Consider the following 11,857-nt stretch of genomic DNA (forward strand, 5'->3'; position numbering starts at 1 on the left):
GCCCAGCTCGCTCACGCCGACTCCGTCCGCAACGGCCCGAGCGTGGCCAGCGAATCCGCGATCCGCTCCGCGTCACCGAGCACCACGGTGACCGCCTTCGCCGGGGCGAGGTAGCGGGCCGCCACCTCCGCCACGTCGTCCACGGTCGCCTTGGCGAGCCGGGCGGCGTGCTCGGCGAGGAAGTCCAGACGCAGCCCGTTGCCGGCGTACGCGCTGGTCAGTGACGCCAGCCCGGCCTGGGTGGACATGCCGAGCTGAAGCGTGCCGAGCGCGTACTGGCGGGCCTGCTCCAGCTCCTCGGGCTTCGGCGGCAGCGACGCCAGCCGGCCCAGCTCGTACCCGGTCTCCAGCAGGGCGGGGGCCGTCACCTCGGTGGCCACCTCGGCGGCGGCGATCAGCACCGACCCGGCCACCGAGTGCTCGACCAGCGAGTGCGGCCCGTACGTGTAGCCCTTGTCCTCCCGGATGTTCTCCACCCAGCGGGAGGAGAAGTAGCCGCCGAAGACCAGGTTGGCCAGTTGCAGCGCGGCGTGGTCCGGGTGGGTGCGGGGCACCGCCGGCAGGGCGATCCGGAGCGACGACTGGACCGAGCCGGGGCGGTCGACCAGCAGCAGCGGGCCGGGCTCCAGCGGCGGGGCCGGCGGCAGCTCCTCGGCGCCCCCGGCGCCGTTCCACCCGGACAGCGCCTGCTCGGCGGCGTCCACGGCCCGCTCCGGCTGCACGTCGCCGACCAGCACCAGCACCGCACCGGCCGGGTGCACCCGGTCGGCGTGCAACCGCCGCAGGGCGGGCGGGCGGACCGCGCGCACCTGGTCGGGCTCCGGGGTCTGGACCGCGTACGGGTGCTTGCCGTAGACCCGCTTGAGCAGCGCGGTCCGGGCCAGGTGGGCGGGTTGGCTCTGGGCGACCTGGATCCGGTCGACCAGCCGGTCCCGCTCGGTCTCCACCCAGTCACCCGGGTAGGTGGCCCCGGTCAGCACGTCGGCGAGGATCTCCAGCATCCGGTCCAGGCCGGTGACCAGGCTCGCCCCGGAGAGCATCAGCCGGTCCGGGTCGATCCCGGCGGACAGCCCCCCGCCGACCTTCTGCAGCTCGGCGGCGATCTGCGTCGCGGTGAGGGTCGCCGTGCCGGCGAGGATGGTCTGGGCCAGCATCGCGCCCCGGGCCAGGTGGGTACGCCCGGCCGGCATCCAGAGCCGCAGCTCGACCAGCGGGACCGCGGGTCGGCGTACGGCGATCACGGTGAGCCCGTTGGCGAGCGTGCGCTCGGCCTGCTTCGGCAGCTTGAGCCGGCGGTTCGGGCCGAGCGGCGGCAGCGGCCGGATCCCGGTCTCCACGGTTGCCGTCATCGGGCACCTCCGGCGATGACCTCGATGGACGCGCGGCGCTCCGGCCGCAGGGTGGTGGCGGCGGCGAGGACCTGCTCCTCGGTCACCTCGCCGACCAGCCGGGGCAGCTCGTTGAGCAGGCCCGGCTCGCCGCGTTGCTGTTCGAGGACGGCCATCCGCAGCGCCCGGCCGAGCACCGCGTCGGTGTCCCGCAGCAGATGGGTGGCCATCCGGGCCTGGGTACGCGCCAGCTCTCCCTCGGTCAGCCCGTCGGTGGCGAGCCGGTCCAATTCCTCGTCGATGGTGCGCAGCACCTTGTCCACGTCACCCCCTGGCGGCAGGTGTGCCTGGAGCAGCAGCGCCGTGGGGTCGCGCACGTCGAACGGGTCGCCCATGAAACCGAGGTAGCCGCCGAGGCTGGTGACCGTGCGGTCCCGCTGGACCAGCCGTTCGACCAGCCGGGACGCGTCGCCGTCGGTGAGCACCTCGGCCAGCACCACGTACGGCAGGTAGCCGGCGAAGTCGGTCACCGGGTCGGGCACCCGCCAGGCGCCGGCCACCGCCGGCAGCGGGGCCAGCTTGTCGGTGTACGACCGGCGCCGTTCGGCGGTCAGGTCGGGCTCGGCGAAGTCGGGCCGCGCCGGGGCGGGGCGGGCGGGCACGTCCCCGAAGTGCCGCTCGATCAGCTCCGTCGCCTCGGCCACGTCGATGTCCCCGCTGACCGCCAGCACCGCGTTGCCGCTGGCGTAGTAGCGCCGGAAGAAGTCGGCGGCGTCCGCCACGGTGGCCGACTCCAGGTCGTCGAAGGAGCCGTAGCCGTCGTGCGCGTTGGGGAAGGTGTCGAACATCACTGGCGGCAGGTTCAGCCAGGGAAACCCGCCGTACGGCCGGTTGAGCACGTTGACCCGGATCTCCTCCTTGACCACGTCGACCTGGTTGCGCAGGTTCTCCTCGGTCAGCCGGGGGCCGCGCATCCGGTCGGCTTCCAGGAAGAGCGCCCGTTCCAGGGCGTTGCTGGGCAGCGTCTCGAAGTAGTCGGTGTAGTCCAGGTGGGTGGAGCCGTTGAAGGTGCCGCCGGCGCCCTGGACGTGCCGGAAGTGGGCCAGCTTCTCCAGGTTCTCCGAGCCCTGGAACATCAGGTGCTCGAAGAGGTGGGCGAAGCCGGTGCGCCCCTCCGGCTCGGACCGGATGCCGACGTCGTAGACCACCGCCACCCCGATCACCGGGGCGCTGCGATCGGGGGTGAGCACCACCCGCAGGCCGTTGTCGAGGCTGAACCGCTCGACCGGGTACTTCGTCGCTGGAATTTTCGTTCTCCGCCTCGGCACGAGATCGACCCTAACGCGTCGGCACCGGCCGCACCGCCGGTGTGGCCCGGCGCCCTGGACGGTCGTTCCGGTGGTGGGCCGACCGGCACCGCCTACTCCACCCAACAGGTGGGAATTATCGGGAATACCCAGGTCGCCCGTCCCGGATCGTGGATGGGTCTTGACGCCGACTCCAGCCTGCCCCACTCTTCCTACCAACTAAATAGGAATACTGTGGATTGGACACACGATGAGACGGCTCCCCTTCCGTCGGCTGGTCTCCCTGGCCACCCTCGCCGTGGTCGGCGCGGCCACCCTGGGCACCACGGCGGCCTGCGGCGGCGGCACCGACGACGCGGCCGGCAGGTCCGGTCCGGTGACCCTGCGCCTCGGCTACTTCCCCAACATCACCCACGCGCCCGCCGTGGTCGGGGTGGAGAAGGGGATCTTCAAGGAGAAGCTCGGCAGCGACGTCACGCTGGAGACCAAGACCTTCAACGCCGGCCCGGCGGCCATCGAGGCGGTCTTCTCCGGCGCGCTCGACGCCACGTACATCGGCCCGAACCCGACCGTGAACGCCTTCTCGAAGTCCAAGGGTGAGGCGGTCCGGGTCGTCTCCGGCGCCGCCTCCGGCGGCGTCGCGCTGGTGGTCAAGCCGGAGATCACCTCGGTCGAGCAGCTGCGCGGCAAGAAGATCGCCACGCCGCAGCTCGGCAACACCCAGGACGTGGCGCTGCGCTACTGGCTGCGGGAGAAGGGCCTCAAGACCACCAAGGAGGGCGGCGGCGACGTCAAGGTGGTCCCCCAGGAGAACGCGCAGACGGTGGACACCTTCGCCAGCGGCGCGATCGACGGTGCCTGGGTGCCGGAGCCGTACGTCTCCCGGCTGGTCAACGCCGGCGGCAAGGTGCTGGTGGACGAGCGCGACCTCTGGCCGGACCGGAAGTTCGTCATCACCAACCTGCTGGTCAGCACCAAGTTCCTCAAGGCCCACCCCGACGTGGTGAAGAAGCTGGTGGAGGGGCAGGTCGCGGCGAACGAGTTCGTCAACGGCAAGCCGGACGAGGCGCAGCAGGCCATCTCCGACCACATCGGCAAGATCACCGGCAAGCCGCTAGACGTCAAGCTGATCAAGCAGGCCTGGCCCACTCTGGAGTTCACCAACGACCCGATCGCCGCCTCGCTGAAGACCGGCCTGGACCACGCGGTCGCCGTCGAGCTGACCCAGCCGGTGGACCTCAACGGCCTCTACGACCTGTCCTTCCTCAACGAGGTGCTCAAAGCGCAGGGCAAGCCCGAGGTCACCCAGCCGTGACGTCGACCACGACGACCCCGCGCAGCGCGACCGGCGCGGTCGCGCTGCGCGGGGTGACCAAGGTGTACGGCCAGGGCGAGCAGGCCGTCCTGGCGCTGGACGGGGTGTCGCTGGACGTCGCACCCGGCGAGTTCGTCTGCCTGGTCGGTGCGTCCGGATGCGGCAAGAGCACGCTGCTCAACCTGGTGGCCGGGCTGGACCGGGCCAGCGGCGGCCAGATCGAGCTGGGCGAGGCGGTCAACCCGGGCCTGATGTTCCAGGAGCCGGCCCTGTTCCCGTGGCTCACCGTCGAGGCCAACGTCGAGGTGCCGCTCAAGCTGCGCGGGCTGCCCCGGGACGAACGCCGGGCGAAGGTGGCCGACCTGCTGCGTACGGTCCACCTGGCCGAGTTCGGCCGGAAGCGCCCGCACGAGCTCTCCGGCGGCATGCGGCAGCGCGTCGCGCTGGCCCGCACCCTCGCCCTGGACACCCCGGTGCTGCTGATGGACGAGCCGTTCGGCGCGCTCGACGCGATGACCCGGGACATCCTGCACGACGAGCTGGAACGCATCTGGTCCGAGCGCCGGCTGAGCGTGCTCTTCGTGACGCACAACGTCCGGGAGGCGGCCCGGCTCGCCGACCGGATCATCCTGCTCTCCAGCCGGCCCGGCCGGATCATCTGGTCCACCCGGGTCGACGTGCCCCGGCCCCGGCGGATCGACTCTCCGGAGATCGCGACCATCGCCGCCGAGGTCACCGACCGGCTGCGTACGGAGGTGGGCCGCCATGGCCAGTGACACCCTCGCCGGATCCGCGCGTACCGACGCGGAGATCTCCGGCCTGGACGCCCTGGAGACCGCCGGCCGCCAGCGCGGGCCGTCCCGGGTACGCCGCGCCTGGTCGGGGCTGTGGCCGAAGCTGGCCGCCCTGGCCCTGGCCATCGCCGTCTGGCAGGTCGTGGTCTGGACCGGGTGGAAGGACCCGTGGGCGCTGCCCGGGCCGGCGACGGTGTTCGAGGACCTCGCCCACTACCTGATCAGCCCGGCGCTCTGGGACGGCCTGGCCACCACCGGCCGCCGGGCCGCCGTGGGCTTCGCCGCCGCGGTCGCCGTCGGGCTGGTGCTCGGCCTGGCCGTGGCCCGGGTGGCGGTGCTGCGGGCCGCGCTCGGCTCGATGATCACGGCGCTGCAGACCATGCCGTCGATCGCCTGGTTCCCGCTGGCCATCCTGCTCTTCCAGCTCAGCGAGCAGGCGATCTTCTTCGTGGTGGTGCTCGGCGCGGCGCCGTCGGTCGCCAACGGCGTCATCCACGGCGTCGACTACGTTCCGCCGCTGCTGGTGCGCGCGGGCCGCAACCTCGGCGCCCGCGGCCTCAACCTCTACCGGTACGTGATCGCGCCGGCCGCGCTGCCCGCCATCGTGGCCGGGCTCAAGCAGGGCTGGGCGTTCGCCTGGCGCAGCCTGATGGCCGGCGAACTGCTGGTGGTCATCGCCACCCGGACGTCGATCGGTGCGCAGCTCACCTACGCCCGGGAACTCAACGAGGCGCCCCGGCTGATGGCGATCATGATCGTCATCCTGGTGGTGGGGCTGCTGGTGGACGCCGCCTTCGGCGCGGCGGACAAGGCGATCCGCCGCCGGTGGGGCGTGCTGGACCAGGCCGGCAACTGACGCCGTGTACGTCTCCGCGCGCGCCGACTACGCGCTCCGGGCCATGCTCGCCGTCGCCGACGCCGCCGGGTCCACCGGCGACGGCGGACTCAGCGGCAGCGAACTGGTGAAGGCGGCGAGCCTGGCCGAGCGCCAGGACATCCCGCTCAGCTTCCTCCAGGGCATCCTGCTCGACCTGCGTCGGGCCGGGCTGCTGCACAGCCATCGCGGCACCGAGGGCGGGTACGCCCTCGCCCGGGCCGCGGGCGAGATCAGCGTGGGTGACGTCCTGCGCGCGGTCGGCGGCGCGCTGACCAGCGTCCGGGGCATGCCCGCCGACCGGGCCGGCTACCACGGGGTGGCCACCGGCCTGCGGGACGTCTGGCTGGCGGTCGACGGCGCGATCGCGCTGGTGGTGGACCGCACCACGCTGGCCGACCTGCTGGCCGACCGCTCCGCCGCGCGCTGACCTCGGCTGTTGACCCTTCCGGGGGTCAGCTCGCGACGGGATCGGTGTCCCACCCGGCCGGGCTGTGCAACTCGACCAGCCCGGTCCGGGCGGATCCGTCCGACGTCGGGTGCCAGGGACCGAACGCCACCGCCATGGCGAGCAGCAGCCCCGCCCCCGCGACCGCGAGGACCAGCAGCAGCTCGCGCACCTCCGCCGAGCCGGCGTCGCTCGCCATGGTCCCCCCCTCCGCGCTCGGCCGGTTCGCCCAGCCTCATTCCCAGAGAGGCGAGTATCGCGAGAACGACCGCTGCACGCAGTCGCCCATCGGACGCAACCACCGCTGATCCCCGACCCAGAGGCGGGCCGTCACCCCGGTGTCTCGACCGGGCCGTGGCCGCCCCGGAAGCCACTTTCCGCCGTGCCCTGCTGAGGGATCAGGCGGATCGGGGACGACGCGGACGGCGCGAGCGGCTGGAGGTGCGGTGCGGGGAGCGGATGCCGTCAGCCCCGCCCGCCCGATGAGGCCGCGAGGTGGGAGCCGGCTGCGGGGCGGTGATCGTCACCGGCACGCCGGACGGCTCGCGGGCACCGGTCACCTGGGCGAGGGCCTCGTCGCCGGGGTGAACCTGCCTCGACTGCGGCCTGATGCCAGCCGCGCTCATCAAGCGGGCCACATCCCGGCGTTGCTCGGGTAGGACCAGGGTGACCACCGTGCCGGACTCCCCCGCTCGAGCGGTACGCCCACCCCGGTGCAGGTAGTCCTTCGCCTCCGTCGGGGGATCCACGTTGACGACCATGTCGAGCCCGTCGACGTGGATGCCGCGGGCCGCCACATCGGTCGCCACCAGCGCGGTCACCTGACCGGTACGGAACTGCTCGAGGATCCGGGTGCGCTGCGGCTGCGACTTGCCGCCGTGCAGCGCGGCGGCGCGTACCCCCTTGGCCAGCAACTGGCGGGCGAGCCGATCGGCGCGGTGCTTGGTTCCCATGAACAGGATGGTGCGGCCCTCGCGGGCGGCGATCTGGGCCAGCGCGGCCGGCTTGTCGACGGCGTCGACGTGCAGCACGTGGTGCGTCATCCCGGTCACCGTGGCGGTGCCGGGGTCGACCGAATGCGACACCGGGTTGGTCAGGAAACGGCGGACCAGCTTGTCGACACCGCCGTCCAGGGTGGCGGAGAAGAGCATCCGCTGGCCGTCCGGTGCGACCTGCTCCAGCAGCTTGACGACCTGCGGCAGGAAGCCCATGTCGGCCATCTGGTCGGCCTCGTCGAGCACGGTGATCGCGACCTGGTCGAGCCGGGCGTCACCCCGGTTGATCAGGTCGTGCAGCCGGCCCGGGGTGGCCACGACCACCTCGGCACCGGCGCGCAGCGCGTCCGCCTGACGCTGCATGGAGAGGCCACCGACCACGGTGACGCAGCGCAGCCCGACGGCGCGGGCGTACGGGGCGAGTGCCGTGTTGACCTGCTGGGCGAGTTCACGGGTCGGCACCAGCACCAGGGCGAGTGGACGGCCCGGGCGGCCCCGGCGACCGGCGGTGCGGGAGAGCAGCGGAAGCCCGAAGGCGAGCGTCTTGCCGGAGCCGGTACGGCCCCGGCCGAGCACGTCCCGGCCGGCGAGCGAGTCCGGCAGGGTCGCCGACTGGATCGGGAACGGCTCGGTGATGCCCTGGGCGGAGAGCTCGGCGAGCAGCACCGGAGCCAGCCCGGTATGGGCGAACGACGGAATGACGGTGGTCATGCGAAAGGCCTTCCTCGACGCGGCACGTGTCGAGGGAGGGCGCCGGGAAACGGCGCTGTCCGGGCGGACTCGTCCGCCGGGACTCACAAGCACGAACCGAAGGGGTGCGGACCGGTCCGCCGCAGCGCGCCGCGCCCGCGGTACGGGTGGGCGGCGCGGCGGACCGGTCGGTCACCACACCCGGAGGGCGTGGTGGGTGTTGCTGGTCGATCCGAAGATCAGAGCGGGCGGATGTTCTCCGCCTGCGGGCCCTTCTGGCCCTGGGTCACCTCGAACTCGACCCGCTGGTTCTCGTCCAGGCTCCGGTAGCCGGAGGACTGGATCGCCGAGAAGTGGGCGAAGACGTCGGCGCCGCCGCCGTCCGGGGTGATGAAGCCGAAGCCCTTGTCAGCGTTGAACCACTTGACGGTGCCAATAGCCATTTGTTTCGTCTCCTTGACGGAACGTTCGAACCCGCACCTGTTGCGGGCCGAAAGAGGAGCGCCCCACGCGTCGGATGCGTGGACCGCCTGTCGCTTCTGGTCGCCCCGCCCGGAGAACTCCGGACACAACAAAGAGCGCCTGGGGCCACAATCCGCCAGGCGCACACAGAGTCTCTGGAAACCAAAACTGCAACGCGCCTAACCTATCACGGATTGGGCAACGTCGGAACGTCCGGAGAAATTTCCGGCACCCCGGCGACCAGCGCGGTCAGCCCGGCGGCGTCGAGCAGGTCGGCGGGGCGGACGGTGACCCCGTCCCGGACGTAGTGGAAGGCGGCGCCCACCCGCTCGACCGGTACGCCGGCCAGCTCGGCCCAGGCCAGCCGGTAGACGGCCAGCTGCACCGCGGCCGCGTCGGCCTCCCGCCCGCCGGGCTGCCGGCCGGTCTTCCAGTCGACCACGTCGTACCGGTCGCCGGGGCGGGCGAAGACGGCGTCCATCCGCCCCCGGACCACCACCCCGGCGATCACCGTGGCGAACGGCACCTCCACCTCCACCGGCATCCGGTCGGCCCACTCGCTGGCCAGGAAGCGCTCCTGGAGCTCGGTGAGCGCCTCGTCCGGGGCGGCGTCGTCGTCCGCCGCGCCGGGCAACTCGTCCACGTCCAGCAGCCGGTCGGCACCGAAGCGCTGTTCCAGCCAGGCGTGGAACGCGGTGCCGCGCCGGGCGTACGGGTTCGGCTCGGCGGGCATGGGTCGGCGCAGCGCCCGGGCCAGGGCCTCCGGGTCGCGCCGCAGCGCCACCAGCTGGGTCACCGACAGATGGCCGGGCAGTTCCACCTCGACCGCCTCGGCGCGGCGGGCCAGCTCGGCCCGCTCGGCGAGGAGCAGGTCGGCCTCCCGCCGCCAGCGGACCACCTCGGGGTCCCCGGCGGACGGCTCGCCGGCTCCCCGGGCCGGCTCCTCGGCCAGGCCGGCGGCAGGGGCGGGCCCCGGCGACAGCGCGGCCTCGCGGCGGGCCGCCTCGGGATCGGCGAGGTAGCGGCGGACCAGCACGGCGGCCTCGGCCAACGCCGGGCGGCGGGCACCGAGCGGGTCGGCCGGCCACTCGGCCCGGAGCACCGTCTCGGTGGTGGGGTTCACCGCGTCGCCGGCCGGCTCGGGCGCCCACTCGTCGACCAGGTGCCCGTCCGCACCGGCCAGGCCGGCGTCGTGCACCTCGCGTAGGAACACCGAAGGACCGCGGAACTTCTTCGTGCCCTCCCCCCACCAGTAGCCGGAGCAGAGCAGCAGCCGTCGGGGCCGGGTCACCGCCACGTACGCCAGCCGGCGCTCCTCCCGCTCGTCGTGCGCCCGCCAGGCGTCGGTGAAGTCCTCCAGCGCCCGGGCCACCCCGCGCTGGTCCTCCGCCCCGGCCAGGCCCAGCTCGGGCAGCCCGTCGGCGTCGCCGCGCAGCGGGAACGGCAGCACGCCCAGCCCGCCCAGCCAGTGGTCGGAGTTGCGGACCGGCCCCGGCCAGACCCCCCGGGTCAGTCCGGCCACCGCCACCACGTCCCACTCCAGGCCCTTGGCGGCGTGCGCGGTGAGGATCTGCACCGCGCCCTCCACCACCTCGACCTCGCCGGGGGTGAGGCCGCGCTCCTCGTCCTCGGCCGCGGCCAGGTAGGCGAGGAAGCCGGCGAGGGTGGCGCCGGGCGTCTCGCCGGAGAACCGGGCCGCCACGTCACCGAGCGCGTCCAGGTGGCCGCGGGCCAGTCCGGCGTCGCCGGTGCCGTCCCGGCCGGCCCGGACCGCCACCTCCACGTCCAGGCCGATGGTCCGCTCGATGTCCGCGATCAGCTCCGGCAGGGACTGGTCCAGCCGGTAGCGCAGCAGCGCCAGCTCCATCCCGTACGACCGCAGCCGGGCGTAACCCTCGGCCGAGTACGCCTGCGCGGGCCCGAGATCGGCGAGCGCCTCGACCAGTGTGGCCTCGTCCAGCGCGTCCACGGTGATCTCCGGCCCGTCCTCGCCGGCCAGCTCCCGGCGCGCCTTCGCGATGGCCTTCGCCCGCCGGTGCAGGGCGACCAGGTCACGCGGTCCGATCCGCCAGCGCGCGCCGGTGAGCAGCCGCAGCAGCGCCGCCCCGTCGGTCGGGTCGGCGAGCACCCGCAGCGTGCAGACCACGTCCCGGATCTCGGGGGTGTCCAGCAGGCCACCGAGCCCGACCACCTCGACCGGCAGGCCCCGGGCACGCAGCGCCGACTCGATGGCGGGGATCTGGCTGCGCAGCCGGACCAGCACGGCGGTGGTGGGCCGCCGGGGCACCGGGATGTGCTCGGGCAGCGCGTCCGGCATCCCGGCCGCCCCGCGCCAGGCGGCGAGCACGCTGTCGGCGATCCACTCGGCCTCGTCGGCGTACGTCTCGAGGAGCGCGCAGTGCACGGTGCCGGCCGCCTGACCGCGGGGGCTGCGGTGCGGGATCGGTTCGCGGACGCTGAACGCGGCGTGCAGCTCGGGCACCCGGGCGCCGGCCGCGCGCAGCGGCACCGACAGCGCGTTGGCCACGCCGAGGATCTCCGGCCGGTTGCGCCAGCTCGTGGTGAGGCTGAGCACCTGGGCCGGGGTGCCGTCGGTGCGGGCGAACTCGGTGGGGAACCGGTCCAGCGTGCCGGCGCTGGCGCCGCGCCAGCCGTAGATGGACTGGCAGGGGTCGCCGACCGCGGTGACCGGGTGGCCGCCGCCGAAGAGCGCGTTGAGCAGCACCACCTGGGCGTGGCTGGTGTCCTGGTACTCGTCGAGCAGCACCACCCGGAACCGGTCCCGCTCGATCACGCCGACGCCGGGGTGGTCCCGGGCCACCCGGGCGGCCCGGGCGAGCTGGTCGGCGAAGTCCATCGCCTCGAAGTCGTCCTTGCGCCGGGCGTACGCACGGACCAGCGGCAGCAGCTTCAACCGGGTCCGCTGGAACTGCAACGCCTTCCGCACGTCGGCGTAGACCCGGCCGGGGCGGGACTGCACCTCGGCGTAGAACCGGCCGGTCCAGGCGGCCAGCTCGTCCGGGTCGACCAGGTGCTCGTCCAGCTCCCCGGCCAGCGCCAGCACCGCGTCGGTGATGGTGCTGGGCATCCGGTCCACTTCGGACATGTCCCCGTCGTAGTTGCGCACCAGCAGGTCGACGAGCTGCCAGCGGGACGCCTCGGTGAGCAGCCGGGTGGTCGGCTCGTACCCGGCGCGCAGCCCGTGCTCGGTGACGATCCGCCCGGCGTACGAGTGGTAGGTGGAGACGGTCGGCTCGCCCGCGAGCGGGTCGTCGTGCGAGTCCCGGCCCCGCCGGCCGAGCCGGCGGATGAGCTGGTCGAGCCGGGTACGCACCCGGTGCGCCAGCTCGCCGGCGGCCTTGCGGGTGAAGGTGAGGCCGAGGATCTGCTCCGGTCGCACGTACTGGTTGGCGACCAGCCAGACCACCCGGGCGGCCATCGTCTCGGTCTTGCCGGAGCCGGCACCGGCGACCACGAGCAGCGGCTCGACCGGTGCCGCGATGATCGCCGCCTGCTCCCGGGTGGGCGCCGGCAGCCGCAACAACTTCGCCAGCTCGACCGGGGTGTAGCGCGGGCCGGAGTCGGCGGTCCGCGGCGCCGGGGTGGTGGCGGCGCCGAAGAGCGCGGGCTGGGTCACGGCATCG

9 protein-coding genes and 2 pseudogenes are annotated in these 11,857 nt (G+C 73.6%); 4 read left to right on the forward strand and 7 right to left on the reverse strand.

Annotated features, from left to right (window positions below):
* Positions 1 to 11: 11 nt before the first annotated feature.
* Positions 12 to 1,349, reverse strand: a complete 1,338-nt coding sequence (locus tag ACFYM6_RS24155; RefSeq protein WP_387278899.1) for a M16 family metallopeptidase — start codon at positions 1,347 to 1,349, stop codon at positions 12 to 14.
* A complete protein-coding gene (locus ACFYM6_RS24160; RefSeq protein WP_387278901.1) occupies positions 1,346 to 2,656 on the reverse strand; it encodes a M16 family metallopeptidase in 1,311 nt (436 codons plus the stop codon). The genes ACFYM6_RS24155 and ACFYM6_RS24160 overlap by 4 nt, the downstream gene beginning before the upstream one ends.
* 229 nt (positions 2,657 to 2,885) lie before the next feature.
* On the opposite strand from ACFYM6_RS24160, the gene ACFYM6_RS24165 reads away from it, so the two are divergent.
* From ACFYM6_RS24165 to ACFYM6_RS24180, 4 genes are read left to right on the forward strand one after another with little or no spacing between them, the layout of a single operon-like run.
* Positions 2,886 to 3,950 carry an ABC transporter substrate-binding protein gene (locus ACFYM6_RS24165; protein WP_387278903.1) on the forward strand — a complete coding sequence of 355 codons (1,065 nt, stop codon included), beginning with the start codon at positions 2,886 to 2,888 and terminating at the stop codon, positions 3,948 to 3,950.
* Complete coding sequence (locus ACFYM6_RS24170; protein WP_387278905.1) at positions 3,947 to 4,726, forward strand: ABC transporter ATP-binding protein; 780 nt, start codon at positions 3,947 to 3,949, stop codon at positions 4,724 to 4,726. Before ACFYM6_RS24165 ends, ACFYM6_RS24170 begins: the two co-directional genes overlap by 4 nt.
* On the forward strand, positions 4,716 to 5,600 hold the full coding sequence (locus ACFYM6_RS24175) for an ABC transporter permease (protein WP_387278906.1): 885 nt from the start codon (positions 4,716 to 4,718) through the stop codon (positions 5,598 to 5,600). The genes ACFYM6_RS24170 and ACFYM6_RS24175 overlap by 11 nt, the downstream gene beginning before the upstream one ends.
* A 4-nt stretch (positions 5,601 to 5,604) precedes the next feature.
* Positions 5,605 to 6,048, forward strand: a complete 444-nt coding sequence (locus ACFYM6_RS24180) for an RrF2 family transcriptional regulator (protein WP_387278908.1) — start codon at positions 5,605 to 5,607, stop codon at positions 6,046 to 6,048.
* 25 nt (positions 6,049 to 6,073) lie between these two features.
* Here the strand turns inward: ACFYM6_RS24180 and ACFYM6_RS24185 are convergent, their stop codons facing one another.
* From ACFYM6_RS24185 to ACFYM6_RS24205, 5 genes and pseudogenes are all read right to left on the reverse strand, one after another.
* On the reverse strand, positions 6,074 to 6,265 hold the full coding sequence (locus tag ACFYM6_RS24185) for a hypothetical protein (protein ID WP_387278910.1): 192 nt from the start codon (positions 6,263 to 6,265) through the stop codon (positions 6,074 to 6,076).
* A 199-nt stretch (positions 6,266 to 6,464) separates the two neighbouring features.
* Positions 6,465 to 7,772 (reverse strand): DEAD/DEAH box helicase, encoded by a 1,308-nt coding sequence (locus ACFYM6_RS24190; protein ID WP_387278912.1) that lies wholly within the window; start codon positions 7,770 to 7,772, stop codon positions 6,465 to 6,467.
* A 218-nt stretch (positions 7,773 to 7,990) separates the two neighbouring features.
* On the reverse strand, positions 7,991 to 8,194 hold the full coding sequence (locus tag ACFYM6_RS24195; protein ID WP_007464836.1) for a cold-shock protein: 204 nt from the start codon (positions 8,192 to 8,194) through the stop codon (positions 7,991 to 7,993).
* A gap of 206 nt (positions 8,195 to 8,400) precedes the next feature.
* A pseudogene (locus ACFYM6_RS24200) lies at positions 8,401 to 9,123 on the reverse strand (RecB family exonuclease); the annotation flags it as partial.
* A gap of 98 nt (positions 9,124 to 9,221) precedes the next feature.
* A pseudogene (locus tag ACFYM6_RS24205) lies at positions 9,222 to 11,850 on the reverse strand (ATP-dependent helicase); the annotation flags it as partial.
* Positions 11,851 to 11,857: the final 7 nt, after the last annotated feature.

This window comes from Micromonospora sp. NPDC006431 (assembly GCF_042870725.1).
Classification (GTDB): Bacteria; Actinomycetota; Actinomycetes; order Mycobacteriales; family Micromonosporaceae; genus Micromonospora.